General features: G+C 73.2%; 14 protein-coding genes. 6 read left to right on the top strand and 8 right to left on the bottom strand.

Annotation, left to right across the window (positions count from 1 at the left end; genetic code table 11):
• Positions 1–69 precede the first annotated feature (69 nt).
• From ACQ86L_RS17105 to ACQ86L_RS17095, 3 genes are all read left to right on the top strand, one after another.
• Complete coding sequence (locus ACQ86L_RS17105; protein ID WP_434316488.1) at positions 70–1008, top strand: RNA polymerase subunit sigma-70; 939 nt, start codon at positions 70–72, stop codon at positions 1006–1008.
• Positions 1009–1070: 62 nt separating this feature from the next.
• Positions 1071–1622 carry a dihydrofolate reductase family protein gene (locus ACQ86L_RS17100; protein WP_434316487.1) on the top strand — a complete coding sequence of 184 codons (552 nt, stop codon included), beginning with the start codon at positions 1071–1073 and terminating at the stop codon, positions 1620–1622.
• Between the two features lie 117 nt (positions 1623–1739).
• Positions 1740–2381, top strand: a complete 642-nt coding sequence (locus ACQ86L_RS17095) for a hemerythrin domain-containing protein (RefSeq protein WP_434316486.1) — start codon at positions 1740–1742, stop codon at positions 2379–2381.
• Here ACQ86L_RS17095 and ACQ86L_RS17090 read toward each other — a convergent pair.
• From ACQ86L_RS17090 to ACQ86L_RS17060, 7 genes are all read right to left on the bottom strand, one after another.
• Entirely contained in the window at positions 2333–3163 is an 831-nt protein-coding gene (locus tag ACQ86L_RS17090; protein WP_434316485.1) for an isocitrate lyase/PEP mutase family protein, read from the bottom strand. The genes ACQ86L_RS17095 and ACQ86L_RS17090 overlap by 49 nt on opposite strands.
• Before the next feature lie 198 nt (positions 3164–3361).
• Positions 3362–4288, bottom strand: a complete 927-nt coding sequence (locus ACQ86L_RS17085) for an NAD-dependent epimerase/dehydratase family protein (RefSeq protein ID WP_434316484.1) — start codon at positions 4286–4288, stop codon at positions 3362–3364.
• A gap of 59 nt (positions 4289–4347) precedes the next feature.
• Positions 4348–4896: a VanZ family protein gene (locus tag ACQ86L_RS17080; protein ID WP_434316483.1), complete on the bottom strand. Its 549-nt coding sequence runs from the start codon at positions 4894–4896 to the stop codon at positions 4348–4350.
• A 46-nt stretch (positions 4897–4942) separates the two neighbouring features.
• Entirely contained in the window at positions 4943–7219 is a 2277-nt protein-coding gene (locus tag ACQ86L_RS17075; RefSeq protein WP_434316482.1) for a hypothetical protein, read from the bottom strand.
• Between the two features lie 9 nt (positions 7220–7228).
• Positions 7229–7870 (bottom strand): peptidoglycan-binding protein, encoded by a 642-nt coding sequence (locus tag ACQ86L_RS17070; protein WP_434316481.1) that lies wholly within the window; start codon positions 7868–7870, stop codon positions 7229–7231.
• 134 nt (positions 7871–8004) lie between these two features.
• The gene (locus tag ACQ86L_RS17065; RefSeq protein ID WP_434316480.1) at positions 8005–8877 is read right to left on the bottom strand and encodes an SMP-30/gluconolactonase/LRE family protein; all 873 of its coding nucleotides are present in this window, start codon (positions 8875–8877) and stop codon (positions 8005–8007) included.
• The gene (locus ACQ86L_RS17060; RefSeq protein WP_434316479.1) at positions 8874–9638 is read right to left on the bottom strand and encodes an SDR family NAD(P)-dependent oxidoreductase; all 765 of its coding nucleotides are present in this window, start codon (positions 9636–9638) and stop codon (positions 8874–8876) included. Before ACQ86L_RS17060 ends, ACQ86L_RS17065 begins: the two co-directional genes overlap by 4 nt.
• A gap of 57 nt (positions 9639–9695) precedes the next feature.
• On the opposite strand from ACQ86L_RS17060, the gene ACQ86L_RS17055 reads away from it, so the two are divergent.
• Positions 9696–10427 carry an SDR family oxidoreductase gene (locus tag ACQ86L_RS17055; RefSeq protein ID WP_434316478.1) on the top strand — a complete coding sequence of 244 codons (732 nt, stop codon included), beginning with the start codon at positions 9696–9698 and terminating at the stop codon, positions 10425–10427.
• Positions 10424–11107 (top strand): FadR/GntR family transcriptional regulator, encoded by a 684-nt coding sequence (locus tag ACQ86L_RS17050; protein ID WP_434316477.1) that lies wholly within the window; start codon positions 10424–10426, stop codon positions 11105–11107. The genes ACQ86L_RS17055 and ACQ86L_RS17050 overlap by 4 nt, the downstream gene beginning before the upstream one ends.
• A 57-nt stretch (positions 11108–11164) precedes the next feature.
• Here ACQ86L_RS17050 and ACQ86L_RS17045 read toward each other — a convergent pair whose 3' ends face one another.
• Positions 11165–12466: a S53 family peptidase gene (locus ACQ86L_RS17045; RefSeq protein ID WP_434316476.1), complete on the bottom strand. Its 1302-nt coding sequence runs from the start codon at positions 12464–12466 to the stop codon at positions 11165–11167.
• Between the two features lie 247 nt (positions 12467–12713).
• On the opposite strand from ACQ86L_RS17045, the gene ACQ86L_RS17040 reads away from it, so the two are divergent.
• Positions 12714–14708, top strand: a complete 1995-nt coding sequence (locus tag ACQ86L_RS17040; RefSeq protein WP_434316475.1) for a potassium transporter Kup — start codon at positions 12714–12716, stop codon at positions 14706–14708.
• Positions 14709–14716 lie beyond the last annotated feature (8 nt).

The following is a 14716-nucleotide window of genomic DNA, read 5'->3' as shown; positions in this document are numbered from 1 at the left end:
AAACCATTCGGCCGGTTTTCCCTCTACCCCAATACAGGGGACATCTCGCGACGGCCCTAGGATCGCCCCATGACCGCATTCGACGAGGCCGAACTGAGCGGCCTCCGGCGCGGGCTGACGGCTTTCTGCTACCAGCTCCTCGGCTCCCCGTTCGAGGCCGAGGACGCGGCGCAGGACGCCCTGGAGCGGAGCTGGCGCGCACGCGACACCTTCGACCCGGCCAAGGGGTCGCTCTCGACCTGGTGCTACCGGATCGCCCGCAACGTCTGCGTCGACCGGCTGCGGGAGGCGCCGCGGCGGCCCCTGCCGCGCGACCTCCAGGATCCCGGGCTGGAGGCCGGCGCCCCGCTGGTGCCCGCGCTCGACGTGCCGTGGCTGCTTCCGGCGCCGACCGGCTGGGCAGCGGTCTCGGACGTCGAGGGCCGCGCCGAGCGGCGCGAGGAGGTGCGGTTCGCGGTGACGGCGATGCTGCAGTACCTGTCCCCCGTGCAGCGCGGAGCGTTCGTCCTCCGCGACGTGATCGGGCTCAGCGCTGCCGAGACGGCCGCGGTGCTGGAGGTGTCGGTGGCGTCGGCGAACTCCGCGCTCCAGCGGGCGCGCACCGCGATCGCCGCCGGGGTCGAGCGTGCGAAGCCGCCCGCGCCCGGGGCCGTCGAAGGCTACGCTCGCGCGATCGAGCGGGCCGACGTGAGCGCGCTGGCGTCCCTGGTCGCCGACGACCTGGTGTTCGAGATGCCGCCGGTGCCGGACTGGTCGATCGGTGTCGCGCCGTACCTGGCGTTCATGGAGCACCTGTTCTCGTGGCGCGGCGTCGAGTGGTCGACCACCCCGATCTCGGCAGGCGGCCAGCCGGGCTTCCTCCTCTACCGGGGCGCCGGGGAGGCGCGCGAGCCGCACACGCTCCAGCTCTTCGACGGGGACGCCGGCGGCGCGATCGGGCATGTGCTCGTGTACCGGCATCCCCGGCTGTTCGCCCTGTTCGAGGAGACCGCTGCAGCCGTGCGATGATTTCCGGCCCTCCCGCACGTATCCACTGATGACAGCGAGGCGCGGTGTCGGAGAGGACCATCATGGGAGAGCTGATCGTCGTGCAGTTCATCACGCTGGACGGGGTCGTGGAAGACCCGGACGGCAGCGGCGGCGCGCCGTTCGGCGGCTGGGCGATGCGGTTCGGGCCGCAGGGCGTCGCCGGGGACAAGTTCCGGCTCGGGGCGATCCTGGAGACGGGGACGCTGCTGTTCGGCCGCCGCACCTGGGAGCACTTCAGCACGCTGTGGCCGGCGCGCGACGACGACTTCTCGCGGTCGATGAACCGCGCGGCGAAAGCGGTCGTGAGCGGCAGCCCGGTGGAGGTCGCGCGCTGGTCGAACACCGAGCAGGTGGCGGGGTCCCTGGAGGACTGGCTGGAGGGGACACTGCCGGAGCGCGACGTGGTCGTCATCGGCAGCGGCACCCTGCTCGGCCCGCTGGCCGCGGCCGATCGGGTGGACGAGTACCGGCTGCTGACCTTCCCGACGGCGGTCGGCGCGGGGCGGCGGCTGTTCCCGGACGGGGCCCTCCTCACGCTGACCTCGTCGGAGCAGGTGGGGCCCGCGAGCCTGACGCGGTACCGGAGGGCGTGACGGAGGGGGCTGCCCGCCGGACCCGCCGGGGCCGTAGATTCTGCACATGGCCGCGACCCCCTCCCCTCGTCCGGCGAGCCCCCGCTCGACGGGCCGAAGACCTGCGACGCCGGCGGGATGATCGACATCCACCGGCTCTACCGGCACGCTTTCGGCGAGGCGGGCGGCCTGGTGGACGGCGTGGCCGACGGCGACAGCGCCCACGCCGACGTCGTCGCATCCCAGCTCGACCTCATCTCCGTCTCCCTGCACGCCCACCACGAGGGCGAGGACGCGAAGCTGTGGCCGGCGATCGACGCGCGCGCGCCGTCGTGCGCCCTCCACGTCGAGCGGATGAAGCGGCAGCACGCGGCGATGCTCGTGCAGCTGACCGCGCTCGACGCAGCGCTGCCCGGCTGGCGCACGGCTCCGGGAGCCACGACCGTCGAGCCGGTGCGGTCCGCGCTCGCGGGGATCAACGCCGCGCTCGCCGAGCACCTCCCCGACGAAGAGGCGAACATCGTCCCGGTCATGGAGCACGTGGTCACGAAGGACGAGGAGAAGTGGTTCGCCGACCACGGCCGCCGCAGCACGCCGAGGGGCCAGCAGTGGAACATGCTGGGCGCGATCCTCGCGGCGCAGCCGGACGGCGGCGACATCTGGATGAGGAAGAACCTGCCCGCGCCGGTCGTCCTGATCTGGCGCTGGGTGGGGCGCCCGCGGTACCGGCGTTACCGCGCGGCGCTGGAGGGCCGGTCGCCGTCCGCGTCCGCTCGCTGAGCGAACGCGATCAGCCGCTGCTGCGACTCCGCATAGGAGGTCGCGACCGGCACGTCGCGCCCGTCGCGCACCGCCTCGGCGGCATCCACCGCCGCGTCGATCGCCACCCGGTACGGCAGCGAGCCGGTGCTGACCCGGCGGACGCCGAGCACCTGGAGGTCGTCCAGGCCGAGCCCGGGGACGACCAGGACGTTCAGTGGCAGCGGGACGGCGGCGGCGAGCCGCTCGATGGTGGCGGGATCGGTGACGCCCGGCACGAAGATCCCGTCCGCGCCGGCGTCGGCGTAGGTCGCGGCCCTGGCCGCGACCGCCTCCACCGTGTCGTCCTCGTGGAACCAGTAGGAGTCGACGCGCGCGTTGACGAACACTCCGGGAGCCTCCCGCTTGACGGCCGCGATCTTGGCCGCGGGGACGGCCGGGTCGACGAGGCGCCCGTCCGCGGAGTCCTCCAGGTTCACCCCGACGACGCCGTCCGCGGCGAGCGCGGCCACGAAGGCGGCCACTGCTGACGGATCGTCGCTGTAGCCGTCCTCGATGTCGGCGGTGAGGAAGACGTCGAGCGTGGCGATCCGGCGGACGAGCTCGACGGTGGCGTCCCGGCTGGCGCTGCCGGCGTCGGGGCGCCCGGCGGACGCGTTGACGCCGAAGCTCGTCGTGCCGACGGCGGGGAAGCCGGCGGCGGCGAAGGCGATGGCGCTGCCCGCGTCCCACGCGTTCGGGAGCAGGAGCGGCTGGTCGCCGTGGTGCAGGTCGCGGAACGCGGCGAGGTCGCGGACGGTCATGGGTGGGGCTCCCCTCGTTGGGTGGGAGGGTACTCCGGTGGGAGGGGGCGCGTCATGGTTCCCCCTGCCCGAGCTCTCTCCTGTGTCGGCGCCATCCCAGTTGGGCGGCGACCGCGGCTCGGAGGCTGAGTCGCGCGCGGGGCGCTCGGACGGGTTCAGTCACCGAGCGCCCCGCGACCCGCGGATCCGGCCCGTCGTTCAGCGCGCCGCCGCCCGCAGCGCCCGCAGCGTCGCCGCGATCCCCTCCTCGACCGGCGTCGCCGCTACGCCGAAGGCGCTCTCGAACGCGGTCGAGTCGAACAGGTACGGCGCTTCGTACTGGTAGGCCATCTCCAGCGTCTCGCGGGCCGGCGTGCTGAAGAGGGCGCCGATCCGGAGGGTGGCGCGGCCGATGACCTTCACGCGTGCGGTGGGGCCCGCGGCGAGGCGGAGGTACTCGCGGCCGGTCAGCGCCGGTGCGGTCGGCAGGTGCCAGGTGCGGCCCCGCGCGGCCGGGTCCGTGCCCAGCACGGCGAGCGCCGCACCGACGTCGGGCGTGTAGGTGAGCGAGTGCGGCTGGTCGGCGTCCACGAGCCAGGAGCCCGGCTTGCCGCGGGCGATCGGGGCGAGGCCGAACAGGTCGAAGGCGCTCGTGTCGGCTCCAGGACCGTAGAAGTCGGCGCTGCGGCCGATCGTGACGTCGAGCCCGCACGCGGAGGCGGCCTCCAGCGCGCGCACCACGTCGGCGCGGATCGCGCCCTTGCGGCTGTTGGGGCGCAGCGCAGTCTGCTCGGTCATCGGGCCGCGCAGCTCGCCGTACGCGTAGACGTTGTCGAGGTACACCAGGCGGACCCCGTGCTCGAGCGCGGCGTCCACCACGTTCCGCGCGATGACCGGCCACTGCTGCGCCCACACCCGCGCCGAGTACGCCGGGGCTACGACCAGGTACGCGACCTCCGCGCCGTCCAGCACCCGCGCCACGTCGGCGGCGTCGAGGAGGTCGCCGGTGGCGGACGTCGCGCCGTCGACCGCCGAGGGGCGGCGTCCGACCGAGACCGGGGACCGCCCGGCCCGGACGAGCGCGCGCACGGTCTCCCGGCCGGCCACGCCGTTGCCGCCCAGGACGACGTGACGGTCGGCGCTCATCCGGAGTCCTCTCGTTGGGGTCAGGACCAACCTAAAGCCGCGCGCGCCTCCGTGTCAGGTCACAGCCGCAGCCGCACCACGAACCCGAGGAACCCCAGCACCGGCACGGCGAGCACCGACGCGACCGCGATCACCGTGCGCACGACCTCGAATCGAAGCGCGCGCCGCAGCCCGACGACGGCGAGCACCCCGATCAGCCCGCCGACGCAGTTCAGGAGGACGTCGTCGATGTCGGACGCCCCGACGGCGAGCATCCACTGCAGGATCTCCACGGCCACGCTCACGGCCGCGACGACCAGCAGGTTCGACCACAGTCGCGCCCTGCGCCGCAGGAACGTCAGATACGCGCCGAGCGGCACGAAGGCGAGGACGTTCCCGGCGAGATTCGCGAACGCGAACCGCCGCACGCCCGCGGGGCCGTCGAGGTAGTTCCCGATGCTCGCGAACGGGATCAGGTTGAGTGACCGCTCGGAGCCGGGCACCCGGGAGAACAGCAGCAGCTTCGCCAGGAACACCAGGTAGAGGGCGAACGCCACCCAGATGACGGCGGACTCGACCTTCGCCCGCGTGGTCGGGGGCTGCGTCTCGGTGGGCGACGGGCTGGGCACGACAGGACGCTAGCGGCCCGACCTTTCCACCGGCTGCACGAACGCCTCACGGCGTGGCGGTCGGGACCGGCGTCGGCGTCGCCGTGGGCGCCGGGGTGTCGGTCGGCTGCGGCGCCGGTGTCCCCGTCGGAGCAGGCGCGGGAGCCGGCCCGGGATTCGCGGTCGGGCCCGGGGTGCTGCCCGGCGCTCCCGAGGGGGTGGGCGCAGGCGAGGGAGCAGGCGCCGGCACCGAGGTCGCCCCACCGCCCGGCACCTGAACGGCGGCCGGATCGCGGGCGATGATGTCCTTCAGCTCCTGCTCGAAGACGAGCAACTGCGATTGCACCGCCGAGAGCCCGAGTCCCTGGAGGTTGTGCGAGAAGGCCATGATCTTCGCCCAGAGCGCGGCGATCCGGCTCATCGTCGCGGCGTCGGGCCGGCTGCTCACCGTCAGCACCAGCTGGTTCGCCAGCGCGGCGGTCACGCAGTCGACGCAGCCGTAGTTGGCTGCCACCGCCAGGTTCTGCGGCACCACGACGTGCGTCTCCCCGACGAGGATCACCACCTGGAACGCCACGCCGACGGTCGTGCAGCCGGAGCAGTGCGCGAACGCGTACGCGGAGTTGGTGTTCAGAGCCGACTGGCCGCCGGTCACCCACACCAGCGCGAAGGCGACGTCGTACAGCGTGGACCCGTTCGTGGTGTTCACCGCGAGCGCCTGGTTGTCGCCGGGGCGCGGCGGGGCGGGCTTGGTGAACGGGAAGACCCAGGACGGCGACCGGCCGTCGCGCGGGACCAGGACCATCGCGAGCTGCGGATGGTCGGCGGTCGGCCGGGCGCCGCCGCCGGGCCAGATCGTCTGCACGGCCCCCGTCGTACCGGCGGTGAGCCGGCCGGACTGGAGGGTCGCCGGCGCGAGGACGTCCGTGAGCGTGCCGCGCTCGTAGGGCTGGATGGGGCGATACGTCTGCGGCGCCGGCCACCAGGCGAAGGCGAGGCCGCCGATCATCGCCAGCACGAGCGCGGCCGCGACGCCGCGGCGCACCGGCCTCCCGCGCGTGCCCGTCCAGAGCCGCACGAGGCCGGTCCGGGCGAGCCGGAACAGGATGTAGAGGGTGCCCAGGATCGGCAGAGCCGTCGCGAGCATGAGGACGAGCTGCGCCGCCCCCGCCGCCAGGTCGCCGCGGCCGGACACCACGGCGAGCACGTGGGCCCGCTCCGCCAGCGCGGCCCACGCCGTGGCGAGCACGCGGGGCAGCGTCAGCACCATCGCCACCAGCGAGAACAGCAGCATCGGGACGACGACGAGCACCCAGACGCTGACCACGGCACGCGCCCACGGCCGGAGGGTCCGGGACTCCGGGCGGCGCCAGCGCCACGGCAGGAGGCCGAGCAGGGTCGGCCCGATGCGCTGGAAGAGGTCCGGCACACCGGTCAGGTCCGCCAGCACGTGATACCCGTCGAACCGGACGGTCGGCAGCAGCTGGTGGACCATCTGCAGGAGCTGCGTGAGCACGACGAGCAGCAGCGCATCCCAGCGGGTGGCGAACCAGACGCCGACGATGGCGACGGCGACGATCGCGTTGAAGTAGAGGCCGCCGAGGTCGGTGCGGACGCGGCCGAGCCGGCCGAGCCGGTACGAGTCGGTGACGTCGGTGAAGAACGCCGGCCAGAACAGGTAGAGGCCCATCCCCATCCGGCCGGGGGTGGCGCCGCCGTACCGCGCCGCCGCCGCGTGGCCGAACTCGTGGAAGCCCGCCGACAGCACAGTCACGGCGACGATGAGCAGCAGGACGCCCGGGTCCTGGAACGCGTGGTACGTCGCCGACGCCAGGCCCTGCACCAGCAGCAGCCACCAGCACGCCGCCACGAACAGGCAGATCACCGGCACGACGACGAGTGGATGGAACAGCCGGGCGAACGGCCCGGTGAGCCGCCGGGTGCGGTCGGGATCGGTGATCTCCTTCCGCAGCCGCAGCCCGAGCAGCGGGGACGATCGCTTGACCTCCGGCTCGCCGCCGTCCGCGCGGGTGAGCAGGCCCAGCGGGCGGAGCGACGAGTCGACCAGGTGCGCGACGTCGGCGGGGCGGACGGCGCGGCCCACCCGCTCGCTGACGCGTTGCGCGATCAGGCCGAGGTCGCTCGAGCCGTCGACCTCGTCGAGGATCGCGAACAGCAGCGGCGTGAGCTGGAGGACCTGACCGTCGCCGCGGCGGGCGAGCGATGGCGGCTCGCGGTACCCGGAACCGCGCATGGCGCCGATCAGCTGGACGCCCTCGGCGCGGGCGGGCACCTCGGTGGAGCGGTCGACGCTCTCCCCCGGCGGCTTCGATGCGATGGTCACAGCGGTGCGTTACGGCTGCGCCGGCGGCTGTCCGATGGTCGACTGCTGGCCCGCGGTCGCGTCCGCCGAGCCGGTGATGGTCTGGTCGATCGCGGCGTCCTGGTGCGAGACGGCGGCGGCCTGGCTGTCGATCGAGCCGATGTTGGCGGCCACGCTGGCGTCGATCGGCGCCGCGACGTTCGCGTTCGCGGCGACCGCGCCGTTGATCGGGGCCGCGATGTGCGCGTCGGCGGCGGCGTTGATGTTCACGTTGAGGAGGTTGCCGTCCGTGATCGAGCCGGGGGTGGCGGTCGGCTGCGGAGGCGCCGGGGTCGTGTCGGCCGTGGGAGCCATCTCGCTCACCTGGTGCGAGTTGGCGACCGCGTCCGCCGCGATGCCCTGCTGGATGCCCGCGCTCTGGTCGGCGCCCGCGACGGCCGTCGAGCCGGCCGAGAGCACGTTCGCGCCGGCGGAGGCCTCGATGGGCGCGGCGACGTTGGCGTTGGCGGCGACGCCGAGGTCGACCGGGGCGACCAGCCCGAGCCCCAGGTTCAGGTCGGCGTTGAGGTCGAGGATGGAGGCCACCTCCTTGTCGGGAAGCGGCGTTGCGGCCTCCGCCGCGAGCTCCTCTGCGGAGAGCGGCTGCGGGTCGGGCATGCTGTCGTCGTTCATGGGAGGTGTCCTCTCGCGGCGCGCGGCGCGCCGATCCCTGCGGACGGTACGTGCGCCGGCCGTCCGCGGGAAGACCGTTTTCCTCGGGCGTCGGCTGTGGTATGCGCAGGCCCACGCGCGTCCGCGGGTGCTCCCTATCGTGCGGCGACCTGGACCGCGAAGAGCCTCCCGGCATCCGGGTCCCGCCGCAGCGCCGCCTCGTCGTACCCCTCGGCAGAGGTCGTGATGTACAGCGTCGCGAGGTCGGGTCCGCCGAAGCAGCAGCTCGACACCTGCGCGGCCGCGACCTCCACGCGGGCGAGCAGCCGGCCTCCGGTGTCGTAGCGCTGCACGGCGCCGCCGCCCCACAGCGCGACCCAGAGGCAGCCGTCTGCGTCGACGCACATCCCGTCCGGGGCGCCCTGCTCGGGTGGGATGCGGATGACGACCTCGCCGTCGCCCAGCCCGTCGTCGGCGACGGTGAAGCGGCGGACCGTCCGGGTCGGAGTGTCGATGTAGAAGAGGGTGCCGCCGTCCGGCGTCCAGGCCAGGCCGTTGGAGATGGTCGCGCCGTCGAGCATCAGCCGCGGGCGGTCGCCGTCGAGCCGGTAGAGCGCGCCGGCGCCCGGGGTCTTGTCGTACGCCATCGTGCCCGCCCAGAACCGGCCGAGCGGGTCGAGCTTGCCGTCGTTCATCCGGCGGCGGACGCCGTCGTCGGGCAGGACGTCGGCGATCGGGGTGAGGATGCCGGCCCGGTCGAGCCGGTGGAAGCCGGCGCCGGCCGCCACCAGCCAGCCGCCGCCCTCGTCGGCGCGGTCGGGGACGATGGCGCCGACGGCCATCCCGAGCTCGACGGGCGGCTCCTCGATGAGCACACCGGTCGTCGTCGGGCGGGCGCGGCGGACGACCCCGCGGTACTGGTCGACCCAGAGCAGCGTGCCGTCGCGGTCGTCCCAGAGCGGCCCCTCGGCGTGCTCGGCCGCGGCCGCCACCACGACCTGCGCGTGCAGGACCTGCGGCCCCGTCACCGGGCCGCCCGCTCGTGCGCAAGGCTCGGGATCTGGGTGGCGAACTTGCCGCCGGACACGTCGATGAGCGCGCCGGTGAGGTAACCGGCATAGTCGCTCGCGAGGAAGCAGACCAGGTCGGCGACGTCCTCCGGGCGCTCCCAGCGGCGCAGCGACAGGGTGTCGAGCAGGCGGCTCTGGCGGGCCTCCGGGAGGTCGGCGAAGCCGTTCATGGCCGTGGGGATCATCCCGGGCGCGTAGGCGTTGACGGTGATGTTCCACGGCCCGAGCTCGGAGGCGAGGACGCGCGTGAACTGCACGACCGCGGCCTTGGACGCGCCGTAGGCCGCCGCGCCGACGCTCGGGATGATCGCCGCGAAGGAGGCGGCGTTGACGATCCGCCCGCGCCCGGCCCGCTTCATCGCCGGGATCACCGCCTGCGACAGCGCGAACACCCCGAACACGTTCACGTCGAAGCACGTCCGCCAGCGCTCGGGGTCGAGCGTCTCGACCTCGCCCTCCACGTTCACGCCGGCGTTGTTCACGAGGACGTCGATGCGGCCGAACTCGCTCTCGACAGCCTCGATCGCGGCGCGGACGGACGCGGTGTCGGTGACGTCGCAGCGGATCGTGCGCGCGAGCCCCTCCACGGCGTCGTCGAAGGCGAGGTCGAGGGCGACGACGGTGGCGTTCTCGGCGGCGAACCGCTCCACGAGCCCGCGCCCGATGCCGCGGCCTCCCCCGCTGACGATGACGACCTGCCCGGCGAAGTCGATGAGCATGTGACCTCCAATAGTCATACTATTGGGACATCGTAGCGAGGTGAGAGGAGGTCCGCGATGGGTTCTCCCGCGGACGGGCGCGTGGTGTGGATCACCGGCGCGGGCAGCGGCATCGGCCGGGCCACGGCGATCGAGGCGGCGCAGGCGGGCTGGCGGGTGGCGCTCACCGGTCGCCGTGCCTCGGCGCTGGAGGAGACCGCGGCGGCGGTGCGGGAGGCGGGCGGCTCGGCGCTGATCGTGCCGGGCGACGCGACCTCCGACGACGTCATCCGGGACGCCCTCGACCGGATCACCGCCGCCTGGGGCCGGCTCGACGCGCTCGTGCTCGCCGCCGGCCTGAACGCGCCGCAGCGCCGGTGGGCCGACCACGACCTCCCCACCTTCGATGAGATCGTCCGCGTCAACCTCACCGGCCCGGCGCACCTTGTCACGGCCGCGCTGCCGCTGCTGCGCGCGTCGCACGGCGTGGTCGTGTTCGTGTCGTCGTACTCGGCGTGGGCGTTCAGCCCGATCGCGGGCGTCGCCTACAGCGCGTCCAAGTCCGGGCTGTCGGCGCTGAGCCGCACCCTCAACGCGCAGGAGGCCGCGTCCGGCGTCCGGGCGTGCCACCTCTGCCCCGGCGACGTGAACACCGACTTCCTCGGCCACCGCCCGCAGGTGCCGTCTGACGACGCCCGCGCGGTGATGCTGCAGCCGGCGGACGTGGCGCGCAGCATCCGGTTCGTCCTGGAGGCGCCGGCGCGCGTGCGGTTCGACGAGCTGGTGGTGTCGCCGGTGTCGCAGACGTGAGCGAGGCCCCGGTGGACGGCGGACGGGCCTACCGCCGCGTCCTCGACCGGCTCGGCCGCGCGATCATCGCCGGCGACCTCCCGGCCGGCCGCGTGGTGAACGTCGAGTGGGCGATGGAGCAGACCGGCGCCTCCCGCAGCGTCGTGCGCGAGGCGACGCGCGTGCTGGTCTCCCTCGGCCTCCTCGTCGCCCGCCAGCGGGTCGGCCTGACAGTGACCGCGAGCGAGGGCTGGGACGCCCTGGACGGCGACGTGGTGCGTTGGCGCCTCGACTCGCCGGACCACGACGCGCAGATCGCGGAGCTCCTCGACCTCCGCCTCGCCGTCGAGCCGGCCGCGGCCCGGGCCGCGGCGACGCGGCGCACTCCCGAGCAGGCGGCGACGCTGGTCGCCGCCGCGCGCGACCTGGAGGACGCGGCCGCGCGCCGGGACGCGGCCGCGTTCTTCGAGGCGGATGCTGCCTTCCACAGCGGCGTGATCGCGGCGAGCGGCAACCGGATGTTCGTGCGCCTGCAGGCGGTGCTGCGGGAGGCGCTGCGCGAGCGGACGCCGCACGCGCCGGTGCGCTGGCGGGACGCGCCGGCCGATGCGCGGCTGCACGCGGAGGTCGCGGCGGCCATCGAGGGCCGGGAGGCCGTGGTGGCGGAGGAGGTCATGGGTCGGATCGTGCGCGGGGACTGACGCGCGCATGCGACGGCCCCGGCATCCTCAGGACACCGGGGCCGTCGTCACGCTCCGCTACTTGAGCGCTGCGATGATGCCATTCACGTCCGGCGTCCCCCACCCGGTCGGGCGGTCCCAGCCCGCCGTCGCCGAGTAGCCTCCGCTGTACGTCGGGGTCGTGTTGCTGCCGACCGTCACGTCGTAGAGCAGGCCCTTCGACGCCCAGCTCTGCGCCTGCTGGCCGACGTTGCCGACCGTGTGCCCGACCGCCTGGATGGTGTCGGCGGTCAGCGCCGCCCACTGCGGCGAGCCCGCCGACGTGCCTCCGAAGAAGTAGAGGCCGTTGTTGTCGCCGCCGAGGAACCCGAGGTACGTGAGCACGCCGGTGTAGACGCTCGCGTTGTACGCCACGTCCGAGCCGCCCTTCGCCGTGAACAGGCTCGGCGCGCCGCCGGTCTCGCCGACCACGCCGAAGGCGCAGGTCAGCGGGCAGTTGGCGAAGTCGCCCCACACGGTCTCGCGCGGCTGGTTCAGCCCGCTGCCGGCCCAGAGGTTGGTGCCGCCGACCGAGGTCACGTTCGGGTCGGAGGCCGGGAACGCGAAGTTCGCGAAGCCGGCGCCGTTGTCGGAGCCGCTGTCCCCGGAGGACGCGAAGAGCGACATCCCCTGCGACGCGGCCTTCACGAACGCCTTCTCGCCCTGACTGGTCTGCCCGTTGTTGGCGTTCGGCGACGCGATCAGGTTGTCCGCCTCGCCGAAGCTCATCGACAGCACGTTGCCGAGCTTGTTGTCCACCGCGTACTTGATCGCGTTGTCGATCGTCGCCCCGTGGTCGTTCGCCGCCACGACGAGCGCGATGTTCGCGCCCGGCGCCACCGCGTGCGCCCACTGGACGTCGAGGGAGGTCTCCTCGGCCCAGCCGGTCTGCGTGCCCTTGCCCGTCCAGGTCGGCTTGCCGCCCGGGTAGTAGACCGTCAGGTTCGGCGTCGGGAGCCCGAACGCCCCGGAGAACGCGGCGAGGTCCGACTGCACGGTCGGGCTGCCGAACGCGTCCACGATGACCACGGTCTGCCCGGTGCCCGCGGGGACGCCGTTGATCGTGGCCGGGATGTCGTACGCGGCCCGGATGCTGTCCGGTGTCTGGCACGCGACCCGGCCGGCGGTCTGCGCCAGGCACTGGGCCGGCGTGAGGGACGGCGTGACGGCGCTGGTGGAGAGCCCGGCCTTCTCGACGATCGGGTGGACGCTGTAGACGCCGCTGGTGTCGGGGGTCGCGGCGCTGGGTGTGACCGCGGACGCCGGCGCGGTGACGGCCACGGCGAGCGCGGCGGCTCCGGCGATGGCGAGGCTGAGTGAGACGAACGACGAACGTTTCATGCTGCTCCCTTATCCCGCCGCCGCTCGAGCGCGACGGCCCGAGATGCACCCTAACTCGGGGTGGACCGATCGGTATAGAAACCGCGCGCCATCCCATTCTGAGAAAGCTCTCAGGCTGCCTGAGGCGGCGGATTCTCCGCCGTGTGTGGCCGAGGCGGCGGAGAATCCGCCGCCTCGGCGGGGGCAACCTGAACCCCCAGCGAGTCGGCGAGTCACGGCGCGCGACAAGTGGCGTAGCGTGACCGGCGTGCACCAGAACCAACAGCATTCAACGCAGAAGGTGGCCGAGCGGAGTTCCTCGCCGCAAAGCCGTCCGCCGAAGGGACAGAGCCGTCCACCCCGGGGGACGGACCATCGGCAGCGACTGCTGTTCGGGGCGGCGCTGGCCGCGCTCGGCGTCGTCTTCGGCGACATCGGCACCAGCCCGCTCTACGCGCTGAAGACGGTCTTCCTGCTCGACGGCGGCGCAGTGCGCCCGAACCAGGACGACGTCTTCGGCGTGATCTCGCTGATCTTCTGGAGCGTGACGATCATCGTCTCGATCAAGTACATCGGCATCCTGATGCGGGCCGACAACGACGGCGAGGGCGGCGTCATGGCCCTGGCCGCGCTCGCGCAGCGCCTGTACGCCAAGAACGTCGGCAAGGCCGGAACGCTTCTCGTGATCGGCATCGTCGGCGTCGCCCTCTTCTACGGCGACTCGATCATCACGCCCGCGATCTCCGTGCTGTCCGCGGTCGAGGGCCTCCACGTCACCGTGCCGGCCATCTCGCACCTGGTGATCCCGATCGCCGCGGTCATCCTGGTCGCCCTGTTCGTCGTGCAGAAGTTCGGCACGGGGAGGGTCGGCGTGCTGTTCGGGCCGGTCATGGTGCTGTGGTTCGTCGTCATCGGCGTGGCCGGGCTCGCGATGGTCGTCCAGTTCCCGGCGGTGCTGCTCGGTCTGTCCCCGACGTACGCCATCGCGTTCCTCATCAGCAAGCCGCTCATCGCGTTCGTCGCGCTCGGCGCGGTGGTCCTGGTCATCACGGGAGCGGAGGCCCTCTACGCCGACATGGGCCACTTCGGCCGGGCGCCGATCAGCCGGGCCTGGTTCTTCCTCGTCTTCCCCGCCCTCGTGCTCAACTACCTCGGCCAGGCGGCGCTCGTGCTGCACGACCCGGCGACCCGCGTGGACCCGTTCTTCCTGCTCATCCCGGAGTGGGGCCGGCTGCCTGTCGTGATCCTGGCGACCGCGGCCACGGTGATCGCGAGCCAGGCGGTCATCTCCGGCGCGTACTCGCTCTCCCGCCAGGCCGTCCAGCTCGGCCTGCTGCCGCCGCTGACCGTCAAACAGACCTCCAAGCACGAGGGCGGGCAGATCTACCTGCCCGCCGTCAACCTGCTGCTGTTCATCGGCGTCATGGCGGTCATGCTCTCGTTCGGCTCGTCCGACCGGCTGTCGACGGCGTACGGCATCTCGGTGACCGGCGCGCTCGTCGTTGACACCGTCCTGCTGCTGCTCGTCGCGCGGCCGCTCTGGCACTGGGCGACGTGGAAGATCGTGCTCGCGGCCGTCGCCTTCGGCGGCCTGGAGCTCAGCTTCCTGGCCGGCAACCTCTCCAAGATCGTCAACGGCGGCTGGGTGCCGCTGCTGATCGCCGGGATCGTCATCCTCGTCATGACGACCTGGCGCCGCGGACGTCAGCTGGTGCAGGCCGACCGGCTGAAGAAAGAGGGCTCGATGGAGGAGTTCATCGAGGAGATCCGCAAGAAGAGGCTGCCGCGGGTGCCGGGCATCGCCATCTTCCCGCACCCGAACAAGGCCACCACCCCGCTGGCGCTGCGGGCCAACGTCAAGCACAACCACGTCCTCCACGAGCACGTGATCATCGTGGGGGTGAGCACCGCGCAGGTGCCGCACGTGCCTTCCGCGGAGGCCTTCGAGTACGACCCGCTCGGCTACGCGGACGACGGCGTCGAGTTCCTGCACATCACGTTCGGCTTCTCGGACGATCCGGACATCCCGCGCGCCCTCCGCGCCGCGGTGCGGGAGGGCGTGCTCCCGCTCGACTCGGCGAACTTCAAGCAGGCGTCCTACTTCATCTCCCGCGGCGCGATCCGCATCACCCGGAAGGACAGCATGGTGCCGTGGCGCCGGTCGCTGTTCGTCGCGCTCGCCCACAACGCCGCGAACCCGGCAGCCCGGTTCGGGCTGCCGGCGTTGCGGACGGTCACGATGGGAAGTGACGTCGAGATCTGAGCGCGGAC

The sequence above is a fragment of the Leifsonia sp. P73 genome (assembly GCF_051059105.1).
GTDB lineage: Bacteria > Actinomycetota > Actinomycetes > Actinomycetales > Microbacteriaceae > Leifsonia.
Note: the sequence above shows the minus strand (reverse complement) of the source record. Positions and strands in the feature narration are given on the sequence as shown.